Source organism: Ectobacillus funiculus, from assembly GCF_004138295.1.
In the GTDB taxonomy this organism is placed as follows: Bacteria; Bacillota; Bacilli; order Bacillales; family Bacillaceae_G; genus Ectobacillus; species Ectobacillus funiculus.
The window spans coordinates 24,242-40,945 of sequence record NZ_SCFM01000027.1 but is presented as its reverse complement, the minus strand read 5'-3'; the positions used below and the strand labels follow the sequence as shown (position 1 = coordinate 40,945).

The following is a 16,704-nucleotide window of genomic DNA, read 5'->3' as shown; positions in this document are numbered from 1 at the left end:
GGTACTTCTGCCCTTCAAAGGTAAAGCTTGTAATGAAAGCAACTGTTATCATGTATTGCCAAGTTTACATGAACTGATACTATCTGTAACAAAAAGAAATGACATGTACAAGAGAATATTATATGTTACTTATATACATACATCATTAAAAACGGGAGAGGATAGAGTGGAAAAACGTGAACGGCTTATGAATGATTTATCTGTACAAATGCTTGCAACATTTCGTTCGTTTCGCAGCGACATAGGAAAGATGTTCGAGCCTTATATTCCATGGAATGAGTTTGTTGTATTACGTATTCTAAAGCATCAGAATAGAGAAATGGTGTCACGTGTGGCCAGTGAACTGAACGTGTCTAATAGTCACATTACAGCTGTATCTGAAAAGCTTATCACAAAAGGGCTGCTCACTCGTTTTCGATCTGAGCTCGATCGGCGGATTGTGTATTTAGAGATTACTGAAAAGGGAAGGCAGCTTATTGAAGAGATGGAGCAAAAGCGGGAGGGCTATTTTCAAAAGAAATTTTCTTCTTTAACAGAAGAAGAGATGGAAATGATGATTTTGGTTTTGCAGCGGCTTGTGTAAAAGGTAGTGTAGGGGGTAAAGGTGAGGAATATACATAGAGCATCATTTGTCTATTTTTGCAGAAAAGGCAGAGGCAATAGTGAGTAATTCGCTATAGATCGAGGCACAATAATTCTACGGATGAAAAAAGGGAGGGATCATAATGACAAGCAGAAATGGAAGTAAAGGAAGTAAAAATCAAGGTTCTCCAGAAGCTGGACATAATCAAATGCAGCTAGGGTCCCATCTTGTTACGGGAGACGATAACAAAGGAAAGGAATATCGTTCCCGCAAAGGAAGCAAGTCAAAAGAGATACATGATCAAAAGGGGTGAGCGTGCTCATCCCTTTCTTTTATATTTTTTAGAAAGTATAGTGCAGCCAATGTGAAAGCAAAACGAATTTTAAGCATTGACCGAATCTGAAGAGGGCGGTAAAATTTGGACATTATGAGTTCGATTAGGAGGAGTCACGTATGACAAAAAAAGTAGCACTAATCACAGGGGGAACGAGAGGAATCGGGAAAGCAATTGCAAAGCGCTTTGCGCGCGAAGGATACGATTTAGTGCTGAATTATATGCGCAAGAAAAGTGATGCTGAGCAAACAAAGTTGGAGATTGAACAAGAGTATCGCGTGGCGGTTCATCTTGTAAAAGCGAATGTAAAGGAAATGGAGCAAATTCGCAGTTTATTTCAGGAAACAGAGCAGTACTTTGGAAGATTGGATGTGTTTATTAATAACGCAGCTTCTGGTGTGATACGGCCCCTGATGGAGATTGAAGAGAGCCATTGGGATTGGACGCAGGAAATTAATAGTAAAGCATATTTATTTGCGGCGCAGGAGGCGGCAAAGCTGATGGAGAAAAGTGGCGGAGGCTCTATTGTGGCGATGTCAAGTCTCGGTTCGATCCGGGCGCTGCCGAACTATGTAGCAGTAGGTGTGTCAAAAGCAGCGGTGGAAGCATTAACGCGTTACTTAGCGGTGGAATTGGCACCGAAAGGGATTGTCGTAAATGCTGTTTCTGGAGGTGCTGTTGATACGGACGCGCTGAAGCATTTTCCAAATCGAGAGCAGCTGCTTGAGGAGGCGGCAAATCGAAATCCAGCAGGGCGCATTGTTGAGCCTAACGATTTGGCAGAGACAGTGTATTTTTTATGTACGCCGGCTGCAAGCATGATTCGCGGGCAAACAATCATTGTAGACGGAGGATTGTCGCTCCTTTGTTAGTTTTGTAAATTATCGGAAGTCAATCAGCCTGGTTTGCAGAATAAAAAGACCAGGAAGATATGGTTCTTCCTGATCTTTTAATTACACTGTAGACGTATCAATTTCCTGCTAGAAGTCCATTCGGTGTAGTTGGGAAAATTTATGCGTACAGTGTAAGGGCAACTGCGCCGCTGGCTTTCGCCAGTCGACGCGTTTTTTAGAATAATGATAAGAAAAACGCAGCTAACGCAACCCGGAATACTAATGCGAGTACTGCGGCGATGGCTCCTAAAATGATCGCGAATGTTCCTGTTTTGTGCGCGCCGCGTGCTCGCGCGTACATACCGAGCAATACGGCTCCGATTCCGAAAATAACCGGATATGTGAAGAAGGAGAGAACAGCAAGTGCTAGAGAGATAAAGCCGACGATGGTTCCTCCTGCTGTTGCATCGTCCTCCCGTCTGTCATTACGGATGCGGGCGGGAGCTACTTCTGCAGCATACTCTTCATCTTCGGTTTGAAAATCGCGAAGCAATCTGCGATTGTTGCGTTCATAATCTGCCATAGCGATTCCTCCTTGAGTCCATTGCCTTCCTGAATAAGAAGGCTCTCTTATTATGACCCCAATGACCGACTTTCATTTACGAAAACCAACCCTAAAAATTTTGGTATGGTTATGTGGTTTTTGGAAAACATATGAGAGACACCGAAAGAAGGCAGGAGGATTTTCATGACAAACCATCCAATTGAAGACTTAATGAGAACTGCTATGGAAAATTTAAAGCAAATGGTCGATGTAAATACAATTATGGGTAAGCCCGTTTCTACGCATGATGGAAGTGTAGTGTTAACTGTTTCGAAAGTGGCATTCGGTTTTGGGGCGGGAGGAAGCGACTTTGGAGACGGTGTGAAAAAAACGCGTACTGCAGCGGGAGAAAAACCTGCAACTGATGTTCAGTTCGCGTTTGGCGGCGGAAGCGGGGCTGGCGTATCAATGTCGCCGGTTGCGTTTTTAGTCGTTGGTGCTAAGGGAGTTCAAGTTATGCACTTGCATAGCGGTACACATCTTATTGAAAAAGCAATGGACGCGGCACCGCAAGCACTGAAATCAGTTCAAAGTATGATGAATCAAAATCAAAATCAGAGTCAAAATCAATAAAAGATGGCGAGAGCCATCTTTTATTGATTTTGAAGGGCTTTAGCCCATGTAAGTGATCTTCCGTGTTTCAGCACTGGTTACTTCCTCTCATCAAGCGGAAAACGTGTATGAAATTGATACGTTATGTGGAATGATGTAGACGAGGAGGTAAGCAAATGATTAATGTAAAGCAATTTGCGGTTGGGTTAATTTTATTAATCAGTGCCATTCTCATTTATTTCCTCAAGGAGCGTATACGAAAGCTGTTTGATGAGAAGACGTATATATAAGTTGTGGAGGCGCCAAGTCAAGAATACCTTATTCCTGACTTGGTGCATTTATGCTGGAGTTTATCAGCTTGTCCTGCTGCAGTATTTTTGTATGTAAAACATTTACATATTGCTTTTTGGTGATTTATGATATACAATGTTATCCTGTGTCTCAGTTGTAAGTGGTAGTATTCATTAGCTAGTATAAAAAAAGAAAAAAGCAATGCTTGTCTGCACTTGATAAGAAACTGTATAAAGATCGGGCTTTGTATAAAGAGCCAACAACTTTAGCAGCTTTTTTGCCATTCGGCCTTGTGTTCGTGAGCCGGACAGCGCACTCTATGAATTTTTTGTATGCTGGCTTTCAAAGGGAGCGGTCATTGGAACCGCACAATGAAAGAGAGGCAGGGCTTTCATAAGAGTACTAAGTGATTGCTGCTTTCCCGTTTATATAAAAACCTCCTTGTTCTATGTGAACAAGGAGGTTTTTTTGCTGAAGAGAAACGCAGCCATTAAAGAGAACTATGACTACTGAATTCTGCTTTCTACCTGCTGACAAATTTCCTCAGCGGTTAAACCGCTTGCTTCAATAACAGGTCCATCGATTGAACGATCGCTCATCCCCATTACATTCGAGTCTATTCCAGTAATGATGCAGCAGTCACATCCTTGTGCGTCCTGCTCAGAATGAAGTTGAATAATTTGATGACCCTTCTGTTGCAATGCTTGCTGTACGTTTGTTAATGAATGCTCTACTCCGATTTTTGCCATGTTGTTCACCCCCTGCTATGTTATACAATCTGTAATATGTTTCATTTTCTACAGAATTATGCAAGGAGTTCAATTTCAATTGCTATATAAGGAAAGAAGGACTTAATCATTATAGACACCAGTAAGCATTTTGATAACAAAGCTGTCGGCTTCGTTGGCTTCATGGTCGTTTAACTCTATATTTGAGGAAACAACCAGTATGTCAGCTTTATGTGTTCCATTGTCTCTCTGAAGACGAAGTTCTACACAATGTTCAAGTGGGAAAAGATTAGTCTTCTCTATAAAGTTAAACAAATCCAGTATTTTTTGAATTTCCTGTTTTGTACCTTTAATCTGCAAAATCGTCATTTTTCGAGCCCTCCTTGTCGATTTGGCTAATAGAACTTTTTGAAAATAGAAATATGAGTCATTTTACTGAAATATGACTGTTATGTTGATTTGTCTTTTTTTCCGCTATATGGAAGGTGCATGTCTTGTTATATATGGCATACTAACGAAAAGTGAATGATTTTACAGCTTAAAATACTGTAAAAATATGTAAAAAAGTTCCTGCTAGCACAAAAGTATTTTTAAAATGCAGAATTTGTCGAAAAAAAAATTTTCTTTTTTTGAAAACGTTAACACATTTGATATAACAATGTTTTTAGCTTGTTTTGAATATCCATTATTAAAAAATTCTAAAAATTATTTTGATTTCTTGGCGAAGGAGTCGTAAACTAAGTAACATACAAAGATAAATTGAAAGCATACAGGGGGATTTCAAGTGAACGAACAGTTGATTTTTTTAAACGGAGAATTCGTTCCTAAGCATGAAGCAAAAGTATCAGTTTATGATCATGGGTACTTATACGGCGATGGCGTTTTTGAAGGAATCCGTGTTTACAGCGGCAACGTCTTTCGCCTAAAAGAGCATCTTGTGCGATTATTTGAATCCGCAAAGTCCATTTTGCTGGAGATTCCATATACATTAGAAGAACTGACAGAGCTTGTAGCTGAAACAATTCGAAAAAACCAATTATCAGATGGCTATATCCGTTTAGTTGTATCTCGTGGAACAGGAAACCTCGGATTGGATCCAGCTTCTTGCCCAGTTGCTACCGTTGTCATCATTGCGGAACAATTGGCGCTTTTCCCAGCTGAGTTTTATGAAACAGGTATTCCAATCATCACGGTGGCAACGAGACGCAACCGTCCGGATGTATTAAGTCCGCAAGTGAAGTCTTTAAACTACTTGAACAACATTCTTGTGAAGATAGAAGCGAAATTGGCAGGTGTATTAGAAGCCCTTATGCTCAACGAACAAGGATATGTTGCAGAGGGATCAGGCGACAACGTATTTCTTGTTAAGGGAAACAAGCTTATTACTCCTCCAAGCTCCGCTGGTGCGTTAGAAGGCATTACGCGCAATGCAATTATGGAAATCGGTAAAAAGCTTGGCTATGATGTGCGTGAGGAATTGTTCACACGCCATGATGTGTACGTAGCAGACGAAGTATTTTTAACAGGAACGGCAGCAGAAGTAATTGCTGTGACAAAGGTGGACGGCCGCACGATTGGCGATGGAAAACCAGGTGCCCATACAAACCGTCTCCTTGAGGAATTCCGAAAGCTTGTAGTAGAAGATGGAGAAAAAATTTATACAGCAGATCAAGTTGGTTAATGGAGGAGATACCTTTGCGCAGTAATATGATTAAAAAAGGAATCGATCGTGCTCCGCACCGCAGTTTACTTTATGCGGCGGGTGTAAAGGAGGAAGATTTCGATAAACCATTTATCGCTATTTGTAACTCCTATATCGATATTGTTCCAGGACATATTCATTTAAGAGAATTGGCAGATGTGGTGAAGGCAGCGATTCGCGAAGCAGGCGGCGTGCCATTTGAATTTAATACAATCGGGGTAGATGACGGCATTGCGATGGGACACATCGGTATGCGCTATTCCTTGCCAAGCCGTGAAATCATTGCGGATGCGGCTGAAACGGTTATTAATGCCCACTGGTTTGATGGTGTATTTTATATGCCTAACTGTGATAAAATCACGCCAGGTATGTTAATGGCATCCGTTCGTACAAACGTGCCGGCTGTTTTTGTATCAGGTGGACCGATGGAAGCAGGCGTATCCAAAGATGGAAAGCCGCTCAACCTTGTATCCATGTTTGAAGGTGTAGGAGCAGTAAAGTCAGGAAAAATGAGTGTAGATGATCTGATTGCTATGGAACAGGCAGCCTGTCCTACATGCGGCTCCTGCTCAGGAATGTTCACAGCAAACTCTATGAACACAATTATGGAAATGCTTGGAGTTGCACTTCCTGGTAACGGAACGCTCGTTGCAACAAGCAAAGAAAGACATGAATTAATTTATAAAGCTGCATTCCATCTTATGGACTTAGTTAAAAATGATATTAAGCCTCGCGATATTATTACAGAGAAAGCTATTGATGATGCATTTGCTCTTGATATGGCAATGGGCGGCTCTACAAATACAGTATTGCATTTATTGGCTATTGCTAATGAAGCGGGTATCGATTATGATTTAAATCGTATCAATGAAGTAGCAAAGCGCGTACCATACTTGGCAAAAATCAGCCCAGCTTCTGATTATTCCATGCATGATGTACATTTGGCTGGAGGCGTATCTGCAATTATTAAAGAACTTGCTTCCATTCCAGGTGCAATTAACTCAGAACGCATTACAATTACAGGAAAATCATTGTATGAAAATGTGGAGCATGCTTCCATTCTCAACAACGAGGTAATTCGTTCGAAAGAAAATCCTTACAGCGCCACAGGGGGACTATCCTTACTGTTCGGAAACATCGCGCCAAACGGCAGTGTAATCAAAGTAGGTGCTGTTGACCCATCGATTACAAAATTTGTTGGGGAAGCGATCTGCTTCGAGTCTCACGATGAAGCTGTAGAAGCAATTCATAATGGAACTGTAAAAGAAGGTCACGTTGTTGTTATTCGCTACGAAGGACCAAAAGGCGGTCCTGGTATGCCAGAAATGCTTGCTCCTACGTCCGCTATTGTTGGAAAAGGATTAGGCAAAAAGGTAGCATTGCTTACAGATGGACGTTTTTCTGGGGCAACGCGCGGAATTGCAATTGGTCACGTATCGCCAGAAGCGGCAGAAGGCGGTCCTATTGCTTACATCAACAATGGTGATACAATTACTATTGACTTAGTGGAAAGAAACCTTAATTTAGATATTTCAGATGAAGAATTAGAAGCACGTAAAACTCAATTCGTTGCTCCTGAGCCAAAGGTGAAGAGCGGGTACTTAGCACGTTATGCGAAGCTCGTTACATCAGCGAATACAGGCGGCATCTTAAAAGTATAAAGCGTTGACGGGGAGGAGTAGTTGAAGGCGAAGCCTCACAGAGAGTCGGTGGCTGGTGAAAACCGACGGTTCGTCTCAATGAACATCGCCCCTGAGCGCCAAGCTGAACTTATGTAGGCTTGGACGGTAGCTGCGTTATAAGCTTGATTCCAATAGGAGTCATTGAGGCAGGATTATATTCCTGTGAAGAAGGGTGGTACCACGAAAATCTTTCGTCCCTTCAGCATAGCTGAAGTATGGGCGAGAGATTTTTTTGCTGGAAAAATTTGGTGTTAGGAGGCCTGAGAACGATGTCCCAACAAACTCAAGAAAAAATGGCTACAGGGGCAGCGCTTCTGCTTGAGGCGCTGAAAGAGGAGAACGTAGAAGTAATTTTTGGGTATCCGGGAGGAGCGGTTCTTCCTCTTTACGATGCTTTATATGACTTTGAAATTCCACATATTTTAACGCGTCATGAACAAGGAGCAATCCACGCTGCTGAAGGATACGCTCGTGTTACAGGAAAGCCAGGGGTAGTTGTTGTGACAAGCGGCCCTGGTGCTACGAACGTATTGACTGGTTTAACGGATGCGATGATGGATTCTTTACCACTCGTTGTTTTTACTGGACAGGTAGCGTCAACAGTAATCGGAACAGATGCATTCCAGGAAGCGGATATCATCGGTTTAACAACACCGATTACAAAGCACAACTATCAAGTGCGTAAGGTATCAGACTTACCGCGTATTATCAAAGAGGCGTTTCATATCGCATCTACAGGGCGTCCAGGTCCTGTTGTGATTGACTTGCCAAAAAATATGGTAACAGATGCTGGAGAAGTGCTTGAGAAGGCTCCTATTAATTTGCCGGGATATCAGCCAAATTATGAGCCAAATCGCATGCAAATTGCTAAATTGCTTAAAGCATTACAAACAGCGGAAAAGCCTGTTATTTTGGCAGGAGCGGGTGTCTTGCATGCAAAAGCTTCTGAAGAATTAACACGCTTTGCTCGTATGTACCAAATTCCAGTTGTGCATACATTGCTTGGCCTAGGCGGATTCCCGCCGGAAGATCCGCTCTTCCTTGGAATGGGCGGCATGCACGGATCATATGCAGCAAACATGGCACTATATGAGTGTGACTTACTGATTAATATTGGTGCACGCTTCGATGATCGCTTAACTGGAAATTTAGCACACTTTGCTCAAAATGCTGTGGTTGCTCATATTGATATCGATCCAGCTGAAATCAGCAAGAATGTTCCAACACAAATTCCGATTGTTGGAACAGCGAAGCTTGCGCTAGAGGCACTACTTGAGAAGAGCGGCTCTAAGACAAATCATATGGAATGGCTTGTTTTACAGCAAAATCGAAAAGAAAAATATCCGTTTGCTTATAAAGAAACTGATGAAGCAATTAAACCGCAGGCAGCGATTGCAGCTCTTCATGAAATAACAGGAGGAAATGCGATTATCACAACGGATGTAGGTCAGCACCAAATGTGGTCTGCACAATATTATCCGTTCAAAAACCCTGACAAATGGGTAACATCCGGCGGTTTAGGAACGATGGGCTTTGGCTTCCCTGCCGCTATTGGAGCGCAATTTGGAAAACCGGATGAGCTTGTTGTTGCGATTGTTGGAGACGCTGGTTTCCAAATGACGCTTCAGGAGCTAAGTGTTTTGAAAGATCATGATCTTCCTGTTAAAATTTTGATTATTAATAACGAAGCTCTCGGCATGGTACGTCAATGGCAAGAGTCATTCTACCAAAAGCGCTATTCACATTCCCTGCCTCAAAGCCAGCCTGACTTCATTGCGCTTGCGGCTGCATACGGCATTCACGGTGTGCGCATCGAAGATCCTACGCTCCTAAAGCAACAGTTGCAGGAAGCGATGGACTATCCAGGTCCGGTGCTTATCGATTGCCGTGTTATCCAGTCGGAGAAGGTTATGCCGATGGTTGCGCCGGGTAAAGGTGTTCATGAAATGGAGGGAATAGAAGGATGAAGCGCATTGTAACAGCTACAGTCCGCAACCAAAGCGGAGTGCTAAACCGCATCACTGGTGTTATGTCAAGAAGACAATTTAACATTGAAAGCATCTCCGTAGGTCATACCGAATTTCCTGATGTATCGCGCATGACGATTGTTGTGCATGTAGATGATCTACAGCAAATGGAGCAGCTGACAAAGCAGCTGAATAAACAAATTGATGTACTCAAAGTAACAGATATTACGGATGAATCGATGATCGCCCGTGAGCTTGCCTTAATTAAGGTAGCGACTACGGTTGCGACACGCTCCGAAATATATAGCTTAGTTGAACCGTTCCGTGCGTCCATTATTGACGTAGGCAAGGATTCTGTCGTTGTACAGGTAACGGGGACACAAGACAAAGTAGAAGCTTTAATTGAATTGCTGCGCCCATATGGCTTAAAAGAAATCGCCCGTACAGGCGTTACAGCTTTTACTCGCAGCATGAAAAAGCAAGAAAAACAACAAGCAATGCTCATTAACTAATTATTAGGAGGCCCACTAACATGGCAAAGGTTTATTATCAAGACGCAGTACAAACTAACGTATTAAAAGGAAAAACAATCGCAATCGTAGGATACGGTTCCCAAGGTCACGCACATGCGCAAAACCTTCGTGACAATGGCTTTGATGTAATCATCGGTCTTCGTCAAGGAAGATCTTGGAATATCGCAGTGCAAGACGGATTCGAAGTGAAAACAGTAGCTGAAGCTGCAAAAGCAGCAGAAGTAATCATGATCTTGCTTCCAGATGAGCTTCAAGGAGACGTATACAACCAAGAAATCGCACCTAACCTAGAAGCAGGCAACGCGCTTGTATTCGCGCACGGCTTTAACGTTCACTTCGGCGAAATCAAGCCTCCTGCAGATGTAGATGTATTCCTAGTAGCTCCAAAAGGTCCAGGACATCTTGTACGCCGTACGTTCGTAGAAGGCGGAGCAGTTCCTGCATTGTTCGCTGTATACCAAGATGCAACTGGCACAGCACGCGAAAAAGCATTATCTTATGCTGATGGAATCGGATCTACTCGCGCTGGTGTACTTGAAACGACATTCAAAGAAGAAACAGAAACAGATCTTTTCGGTGAGCAGGCAGTACTTTGCGGCGGCACAACAGCGCTTGTAAAAGCAGGATTTGAAACGCTTGTAGAAGCTGGCTACCAACCAGAGGTTGCGTACTTTGAGTGCTTACATGAATTAAAATTAATCGTAGACCTTATGTATGAGGGCGGATTAGAAAACATGCGCTACTCTATCTCTGATACAGCTCAATGGGGCGACTTCGTAACAGGTCACCGCGTTGTAACAGATGCAACAAAAGCTGCAATGAAAGACGTTTTAAAAGACATTCAAGATGGAACATTCGCAAAAGGATGGATCGAAGAGCATAAATCTGGTCGTCCAAACTTCAATGCAATTAACGAAGCGGACAACAAACACCAAATCGAAGTAGTAGGCCGCGAGCTTCGTGCGATGATGCCATTCGTAAAACCAAAGGTGAAAATGGGAGTTTAATCCTACAAAAAAGTAATACACACGCTTCGTGAAGCAGCTGCATTGTTATAGTAGCTGTTTCCGAACGTTCAAATTTCCGCCCAACATGTGCCAAGAACGGATAATCTGTTCTTGGCATAGGCGGTTAAAGCAGTAATTCGCTGCGGTACGAACGCATTTGCGCCTATTCACGTTGAATTGGAATAAAACGAAAAAACGTCTTTCTGGATTCGGAGTAGCGCAGGACATGCTGGAAGCTTCCAAGCGAGCGTACTTTATGCGGCGGGCAAACTGAACAGATTGGCAGCTGTCGTCAAATCGTAAGGGAGTGAGCATGTATGGAAAAAACAATCGTTTGTTTAGCTGGGGACGGGATTGGCCCGGAAATTATGGAAAGTGCCAAAAAGGTACTTACATTAACAGAACGTCTCTATGAGCATCGCTTTCATTTGCAAGACGAAGCATTTGGCGGAGCGGCAATCGACCAGTGTGGTCAACCGTTTCCTGCTAAAACGTTAGAAGCTTGTTTAGCTAGCGATGCAGTGTTATTAGGAGCAATTGGTGGTCCGAAATGGGACAATGCAACGGAGCGCCCGGAAAAAGGCCTTCTCGCTTTACGTTCGGCACTTGGATTATATGCAAATGTCCGTCCTGTAGAGGTTGATGAAGCGGTAGCGTATTTATCTCCACTCAAGGAAGAATCAGCGAAGGATGTACACTTTGTCGTCGTGCGAGAATTAACGGGCGGCATTTATTTTTCTCAGCCGAAGGAGCGCACAGCGGATCAAGCTACGGACACGCTGACGTACACAAGAAAAGAAATTGAGAGAATTGTAGAATATGCATTCCAGCTTGCTCAAACACGCCGTAAAAAGGTTACTTCCATTGATAAAGCGAATGTGTTAGAGTCCAGTAAGCTGTGGAGAGAAGTTGCAGAGGAAGTGTCAGGGCGTTACCCTGATGTACAGCTTGAGCATCTTCTTGTAGATGCAGCGGCTATGGAGCTGATCGTTCATCCAGGTCGTTTTGATGTAATTGTAACTGAAAATTTATTTGGTGATATTTTAAGCGATGAGGCCTCAGTATTAGCTGGTTCACTAGGCATGCTGCCGTCTGCCAGCCATTCGGAAACAGGTTTATCGTTATATGAGCCGATTCACGGTTCAGCTCCTGATATTGCAGGACAAAGTAAAGCAAATCCAATTGCGATGCTTCGCTCGGTGGCGATGATGCTTGAGCAATCGTTCGGTTTACGAGAAGAAGCACAGGCGATTGAAAATGCAATCTCCTCTGTATTAAGATCAGGCCGTCGTACAGGTGATTTAGGTGGAACAGAGACAACTGTGTCATTTACTGATGCTGTATTAGAGGCAATGGAGGAGCAAGCACCAGTTGGGAGGGGAAGATAATGGCAAAAACATTGTTCGATAAATTGTGGGAACGTCACGTTGTAGCGGAAACTGAAGGCGGGTCTGAACTCATCTATATCGATCTTCACCTTGTCCACGAAGTAACGTCTCCACAAGCGTTTGAAGGGCTTCGTCTTGCAGGCCGTAAGGTAAGAAGACCTGATTTGACTTTTGCTACGATGGATCATAATGTTCCGACAAAGGATGTTTGGAATATTACAGATGAGATTGCGAAGAAGCAAATGGATACGCTAAGCGCAAACTGTAAGGAATTTGGTGTGACTCTTGCCGGTATGGATGACGAGCGCCAAGGGATTGTTCACGTAATCGGTCCTGAGCTTGGATTAACTCAGCCGGGCAAAACAATTGTTTGCGGTGACAGTCACACTTCTACACACGGTGCGTTTGGCGCTCTGGCGTTTGGTATTGGGACAAGCGAGGTTGAGCATGTATTAGCTACACAAGCGCTTTGGCAAAAGAAGCCAAAGTCAATGGGTGTGGAACTGAAAGGCAAGCTTGCAAAAGGTGTGTACTCTAAAGATATTATTTTACATTTGCTTGCGATGTACGGCGTTTCCATGGGAACAGGGCACGTGATTGAGTTCTACGGAGAAGCAATTGAAAATATGACGATGGAAGAGCGAATGACGCTTTGTAACATGGCGATTGAAGGCGGGGCAAAAGCGGGATTGATTGCACCTGACGAAACGACATTCGGTTACGTAAAAGGCCGTCCTTTCGCTCCAGAGAATTTCGAAAAAGCTGTAGAAGACTGGAAAACACTTTTTACAGATGAGGATGCTGTCTACGATCGCCACGTAACTGTGGATGTATCTAACCTTGCTCCGTACGTGACTTGGGGAACAAATCCTGGCATGGGTGTAAGTATAGATGCAGTGCTTCCACCAGCTGCTGATGTGAATGATGAGCGTGCTTACGAATATATGGGTCTTACACCAGGACAAAAGGTTGAGGATATTGAAGTGCAGCACGTATTTATCGGCTCCTGTACAAACTCTCGCCTTTCTGACCTGGAGGAAGCAGCTTCCTTTATCAAAGGGAAAAAGGTAAAAGAAGGAGTGCGGGCTCTTGTTGTTCCTGGTTCAAAGCAGGTGCGTAATGAAGCGATGAAAAAAGGGCTTCATGAGGTATTTATTGAAGCAGGTTTTGAATGGCGTGAAGCAGGCTGCTCTATGTGTCTTGGAATGAACCCAGACCAAGTGCCAGCAGGTGAGCATTGTGCATCTACTTCTAACCGTAACTTTGAAGGACGTCAAGGAAAAGGCGCACGTACACATCTAGTCAGCCCAGCAATGGCTGCGGCAGCAGCTGTACACGGACGTTTCGTTGACATTCGAAAGGAGGAGCACCATGCAGCCGTTTCTTACGCATAAGGGAACAGTAGTAGCATTAATGAATGATAATATTGATACGGATCAAATTATCCCGAAGCAATATTTAAAACGCATTGAGCGTACAGGTTTTGGTGAGTTTTTATTTGATGAATGGCGTTATCTGGATGATCGCAGCGATAATCCAGAATTTCCGTTAAACCAACGAAAAGGCGCTACGATTCTTGTCTCTGGAGAAAACTTCGGGTGCGGTTCTTCCCGTGAGCACGCGCCATGGGCGTTAGCCGACTATGGTTTTTCAGTGGTTATTGCTGGAAGCTTTGCTGATATTTTTTATATGAACTGTACAAAAAATAGAATTCTTCCGGTTGTTCTTGATGAATCTGCACGTAAGAAGCTTGCTTCTCTTGCTGCTGATGTTGAGATTGAGGTAAACCTTGAAGAACAAACTGTTACAGCAGGAGATGAAACTTTCTCTTTCTCTATTGAACCGGTTTGGCGTGAAAAGCTGTTAAAAGGCTTAGATGATATTGCTGTTACTCTTCAATACGAGAAAGAAATCGCTCTGTACGAACAACGCGTATAAAGTGTAGAAAACCTTCAATGCGGCATAGGCCAATTGAAGGTTTTTCTTTACACTTGTAGGGAATTTTAGGAGCAAAGTGCAATTACACTTCTGCCTTCGCCTAATGGCTTGTCAATCAGCTGGTTGTTTTGATAAACCTAGATCCATCCGGCAAAGGATTCTTGGCTATGCAAAGAAGAAGAGCACCTTGGATCGTGAGGAACATAAGGGAACTTTTTATGAGTGGGCTTCGTAGAACTGCACGTTTTGTGTGCTGGATATTTTAAAAGATAAGAAAGCTTTTTGGATGCGGACCTGTTCTGAGCTGTAGAATAACTTTTGTCATAAAAAGGAAACAATGCCTTGTGTGTCAAAGAATATTCTCCCGCAGGGGCAAGGGCGGACCATGTCCGTTTTTCCTTGATGAGACTGAATGTGTCAAGCCCACTTTTTTACACTTTAGGAAAGTATAAATTTCTAGCTAGATGCCAATTAGACGTAGCGATAAATTTTAGGAATGGAGTATAAGGGCGCAACTACGCCTCTGTCTTCACCAGGGGAGCGGGGCTTGCCAGTCGGCGAGTTTTCTTTACAGGACAGATTCCGACATTCTTTCCTTTCTTTCGGCTCGAAACTATTTGACATACCTTTCGTTCCTCTGTATCTTTTAGGTAGCAACTTTCGTTTCGAAAGATAAGGGGTGTTTTGATGACAAAGTGGAAACGAGCAAATCCAAGCGGAACGAGGGACGTTTTATTTGAAGAGTGCACATTAAAGGAAGAAATTGAACAGCGCCTGCGCCGTGTGTTTATATCGCGTGGTTATGAAGAGGTGCGTACGCCAACAATTGAGTTTTATGATGTGTTTTCCTTCCGTAATCGCCCAATAGATGAAGAAAAAATGTACAAATTTTTTGATCATCACGGTCGTATTTTAGTGCTTCGTCCTGACATGACGATTCCAATTGCCCGGGTAGTAGGCTCTACGATGATGAAGCCGCCGCTCAAGCTCACATATAGTGGAAATATTTTTCGTGCGAACAAAAGCATGACAGGAAAGTACAATGAATTAACGCAAACTGGGATTGAAATTATTGGCGTTGATAATTTGCGTGCGGAGATTGAATGCATTGTGAGCGCAATTACAGCATTGCAGGATGTAGGCCTCACACAATTCAAAATCGAGATTGGTCAGGTGAAACTCTACAAGTCTATCGTCAAAAAGCTTTCCTTAACAGAGGAAGATGAGGCGATTTTACGTGAATATATCGAAAACAAGAGCTATACAGGACTCTCTCAATTTTTAGAGGAGAAGAAATTTGACCAAAACGATGAAACCGTTCAGCTGCTTCAGCGTTTGCCCCGCTTATTTGGCGGTTTAGACGTGATTGACGAAGCTGAGAGTTTGGCTGCCAATGCAGAAATGAAGGAAGCGATTCAGCGCGTTCGTGATATATATGAAACGGTGGAACGGCTAGGATACGGTCATTACATATCCGTAGACTTAGGCATGATTCAAAACCTTGATTACTATACTGGGGTCATTTTCCGTGGTTACGCCCATGAGGTTGGAGATGAAATTTTAAGCGGTGGTCGTTATGATGAATTAATGGAGCACTTTGGAGAGTCCCTTCCAGCGACTGGACTTGCCCTTGAGGTAGATCAAATTGTACGGGTGCTTAAGGAGCAGAATCCGCCTTCAAAAGAAGAACCAACAGAGGTGCTGATCCATTATTCATTGGAAACAATTGAAGAAGCAGAAAGGCTTCGCGCTTTATACATTAAAGAAGGTGTAAAGACCGAGTTATCTATGATGTCTTCGCTCGAGGAGACATTTAGCTTTGCAAGAGCAAATAAGGTTGCCGCTGTCGTTGATACATCAGGTGGTAAGCTTAAGGAGTACGCTTGGAAAGAAAAATGGGAGCTGGAAAAGGAGGGAGAAACCTCATGCGTCACATTCAAATCGCGTTGACAAAAGGGAGACTGGAAAAGCAGATTGTTCCACTTCTCGAGAAAATCGGTATTGATTGCTCGGAATTAAAGGATAAAGGAAGAAAGCTTGTTTTTCACAGTCATAACGCAAATGTCTCCTTTATTCTCGTAAAGGCAGTCGATGTGCTTACGTATGTTGAGCATGGTGTTGCTGATATTGGTATCGTCGGAAAAGATGTGATAATGGAGAATGAAAAGGAATTATACGAAATGGTAGACTTAGGAATTGGCCGTTGTAAGTTTAGCGTGGCATCGATTCCTTCTTATAACCCTGATAGTTATAAAAAGAAAACAATTGCAACGAAATATCCAAATGTTGCGTCTGCGTATTTCCGCCGCAAAGGCGAGGATGTAGAAATTATCAAGATAGAAGGCTCTGTAGAAATTGCCCCCCTTCTTGGCCTTGCAGATGCGATTGTTGATATTGTCGAAACAGGGGCAACATTACGGGAAAATGGTTTAATTGTCTTTGAAGATATTTGCGATATTTCAGCACGTCTCATTGCAAATAAAGCTTCCTTAAAAATGAAAAAAGATGAGATGTTTTCAATTATTACGCAAATTGAAGAGCATCTGTCAGCACGGGTGTAAG

18 protein-coding genes and 1 other annotated feature are annotated in these 16,704 nt (G+C 43.0%); of the genes, 15 read left to right on the top strand and 3 right to left on the bottom strand.

All coding sequences use genetic code 11. The features are described 5' to 3' along the window. Window positions 1–187 precede the first annotated feature (187 nt). From EP737_RS16905 to fabL, 3 genes are all read left to right on the top strand, one after another. A complete protein-coding gene (locus EP737_RS16905; protein WP_129729177.1) occupies window positions 188–583 on the top strand; it encodes a MarR family winged helix-turn-helix transcriptional regulator in 396 nt (131 codons plus the stop codon). Between the two features lie 142 nt (window positions 584–725). Next, window positions 726–896, top strand: a complete 171-nt coding sequence (locus EP737_RS16900; protein WP_129729144.1) for an imidazoleglycerol-phosphate dehydratase — start codon at window positions 726–728, stop codon at window positions 894–896. A gap of 140 nt (window positions 897–1,036) precedes the next feature. Beyond that, entirely contained in the window at window positions 1,037–1,789 is a 753-nt protein-coding gene (gene fabL / locus EP737_RS16895; RefSeq protein WP_129729143.1) for an enoyl-[acyl-carrier-protein] reductase FabL, read from the top strand. Between the two features lie 196 nt (window positions 1,790–1,985). Here fabL and EP737_RS16890 read toward each other — a convergent pair whose 3' ends face one another. Further along, a complete protein-coding gene (locus tag EP737_RS16890; RefSeq protein ID WP_129729142.1) occupies window positions 1,986–2,333 on the bottom strand; it encodes an imidazole glycerol phosphate synthase in 348 nt (115 codons plus the stop codon). Between the two features lie 165 nt (window positions 2,334–2,498). On the opposite strand from EP737_RS16890, the gene ytfJ reads away from it, so the two are divergent. Both ytfJ and EP737_RS16880 read left to right on the top strand, forming a co-directional pair. Continuing rightward, window positions 2,499–2,927, top strand: a complete 429-nt coding sequence (ytfJ, locus tag EP737_RS16885; RefSeq protein WP_129729141.1) for a GerW family sporulation protein — start codon at window positions 2,499–2,501, stop codon at window positions 2,925–2,927. Window positions 2,928–3,082: 155 nt separating this feature from the next. Further along, entirely contained in the window at window positions 3,083–3,196 is a 114-nt protein-coding gene (locus EP737_RS16880) for a phosphoribosyl-ATP pyrophosphatase (protein ID WP_129729140.1), read from the top strand. 507 nt (window positions 3,197–3,703) lie between these two features. Here EP737_RS16880 and EP737_RS16875 read toward each other — a convergent pair. Together EP737_RS16875 and EP737_RS16870 are read right to left on the bottom strand one after the other, a co-directional pair. Continuing rightward, complete coding sequence (locus EP737_RS16875) at window positions 3,704–3,946, bottom strand: YkuS family protein (RefSeq protein WP_129729139.1); 243 nt, start codon at window positions 3,944–3,946, stop codon at window positions 3,704–3,706. Window positions 3,947–4,048: 102 nt separating this feature from the next. Further along, the gene (locus tag EP737_RS16870) at window positions 4,049–4,294 is read right to left on the bottom strand and encodes a DUF3911 family protein (protein ID WP_129729138.1); all 246 of its coding nucleotides are present in this window, start codon (window positions 4,292–4,294) and stop codon (window positions 4,049–4,051) included. 415 nt (window positions 4,295–4,709) lie between these two features. On the opposite strand from EP737_RS16870, the gene ilvE reads away from it, so the two are divergent. The 10 genes from ilvE to hisG all read left to right on the top strand — a co-directional run bounded on the left by ilvE (window position 4,710) and on the right by hisG (window position 16,703). Then, window positions 4,710–5,606, top strand: coding sequence for a branched-chain-amino-acid transaminase (gene ilvE / locus EP737_RS16865; RefSeq protein ID WP_129729137.1), 897 nt, complete (start codon window positions 4,710–4,712; stop codon window positions 5,604–5,606). 14 nt (window positions 5,607–5,620) lie between these two features. Beyond that, window positions 5,621–7,288, top strand: coding sequence for a dihydroxy-acid dehydratase (ilvD, locus tag EP737_RS16860; protein WP_129729136.1), 1,668 nt, complete (start codon window positions 5,621–5,623; stop codon window positions 7,286–7,288). Next, window positions 7,284–7,511 (top strand) — a binding site (T-box leader). It overlaps the preceding gene by 5 nt. Before the next feature lie 67 nt (window positions 7,512–7,578). Beyond that, window positions 7,579–9,276: an acetolactate synthase large subunit gene (ilvB, locus tag EP737_RS16855; RefSeq protein ID WP_129729135.1), complete on the top strand. Its 1,698-nt coding sequence runs from the start codon at window positions 7,579–7,581 to the stop codon at window positions 9,274–9,276. Continuing rightward, window positions 9,273–9,788 (top strand): acetolactate synthase small subunit, encoded by a 516-nt coding sequence (gene ilvN, locus EP737_RS16850; protein ID WP_129729134.1) that lies wholly within the window; start codon window positions 9,273–9,275, stop codon window positions 9,786–9,788. The genes ilvB and ilvN overlap by 4 nt, the downstream gene beginning before the upstream one ends. A 20-nt stretch (window positions 9,789–9,808) precedes the next feature. Continuing rightward, entirely contained in the window at window positions 9,809–10,816 is a 1,008-nt protein-coding gene (ilvC, locus tag EP737_RS16845; protein ID WP_129729133.1) for a ketol-acid reductoisomerase, read from the top strand. Between the two features lie 317 nt (window positions 10,817–11,133). Further along, on the top strand, window positions 11,134–12,204 hold the full coding sequence (leuB, locus tag EP737_RS16840; RefSeq protein WP_129729132.1) for a 3-isopropylmalate dehydrogenase: 1,071 nt from the start codon (window positions 11,134–11,136) through the stop codon (window positions 12,202–12,204). Continuing rightward, window positions 12,204–13,598: a 3-isopropylmalate dehydratase large subunit gene (leuC, locus tag EP737_RS16835; protein ID WP_129729131.1), complete on the top strand. Its 1,395-nt coding sequence runs from the start codon at window positions 12,204–12,206 to the stop codon at window positions 13,596–13,598. Before leuB ends, leuC begins: the two co-directional genes overlap by 1 nt. Next, window positions 13,576–14,142: a 3-isopropylmalate dehydratase small subunit gene (gene leuD / locus EP737_RS16830; RefSeq protein ID WP_129729130.1), complete on the top strand. Its 567-nt coding sequence runs from the start codon at window positions 13,576–13,578 to the stop codon at window positions 14,140–14,142. The genes leuC and leuD overlap by 23 nt, the downstream gene beginning before the upstream one ends. Before the next feature lie 687 nt (window positions 14,143–14,829). Further along, on the top strand, window positions 14,830–16,092 hold the full coding sequence (locus EP737_RS16825; RefSeq protein WP_129729129.1) for an ATP phosphoribosyltransferase regulatory subunit: 1,263 nt from the start codon (window positions 14,830–14,832) through the stop codon (window positions 16,090–16,092). After that, the gene (gene hisG / locus EP737_RS16820) at window positions 16,068–16,703 is read left to right on the top strand and encodes an ATP phosphoribosyltransferase (protein WP_129729128.1); all 636 of its coding nucleotides are present in this window, start codon (window positions 16,068–16,070) and stop codon (window positions 16,701–16,703) included. Before EP737_RS16825 ends, hisG begins: the two co-directional genes overlap by 25 nt. Window position 16,704 lies beyond the last annotated feature (1 nt).

Coding starts and splice junctions, on each gene's coding strand:
- EP737_RS16890 (WP_129729142.1), bottom strand. CDS start 2,333: ATGGCAGATTATGAACGCAACAATCGCAGATTGCTTCGCGATTTTCAA.
- leuB (WP_129729132.1), top strand. CDS start 11,134: ATGGAAAAAACAATCGTTTGTTTAGCTGGGGACGGGATTGGCCCGGAA.
- ilvN (WP_129729134.1), top strand. CDS start 9,273: ATGAAGCGCATTGTAACAGCTACAGTCCGCAACCAAAGCGGAGTGCTA.
- EP737_RS16905 (WP_129729177.1), top strand. CDS start 188: ATGAATGATTTATCTGTACAAATGCTTGCAACATTTCGTTCGTTTCGC.
- EP737_RS16825 (WP_129729129.1), top strand. CDS start 14,830: ATGACAAAGTGGAAACGAGCAAATCCAAGCGGAACGAGGGACGTTTTA.
- leuC (WP_129729131.1), top strand. CDS start 12,204: ATGGCAAAAACATTGTTCGATAAATTGTGGGAACGTCACGTTGTAGCG.
- EP737_RS16875 (WP_129729139.1), bottom strand. CDS start 3,946: ATGGCAAAAATCGGAGTAGAGCATTCATTAACAAACGTACAGCAAGCA.
- ilvC (WP_129729133.1), top strand. CDS start 9,809: ATGGCAAAGGTTTATTATCAAGACGCAGTACAAACTAACGTATTAAAA.
- leuD (WP_129729130.1), top strand. CDS start 13,576: ATGCAGCCGTTTCTTACGCATAAGGGAACAGTAGTAGCATTAATGAAT.
- fabL (WP_129729143.1), top strand. CDS start 1,037: ATGACAAAAAAAGTAGCACTAATCACAGGGGGAACGAGAGGAATCGGG.
- EP737_RS16900 (WP_129729144.1), top strand. CDS start 726: ATGACAAGCAGAAATGGAAGTAAAGGAAGTAAAAATCAAGGTTCTCCA.
- ytfJ (WP_129729141.1), top strand. CDS start 2,499: ATGACAAACCATCCAATTGAAGACTTAATGAGAACTGCTATGGAAAAT.
- hisG (WP_129729128.1), top strand. CDS start 16,068: ATGCGTCACATTCAAATCGCGTTGACAAAAGGGAGACTGGAAAAGCAG.
- ilvB (WP_129729135.1), top strand. CDS start 7,579: ATGTCCCAACAAACTCAAGAAAAAATGGCTACAGGGGCAGCGCTTCTG.
- EP737_RS16870 (WP_129729138.1), bottom strand. CDS start 4,294: ATGACGATTTTGCAGATTAAAGGTACAAAACAGGAAATTCAAAAAATA.
- EP737_RS16880 (WP_129729140.1), top strand. CDS start 3,083: ATGATTAATGTAAAGCAATTTGCGGTTGGGTTAATTTTATTAATCAGT.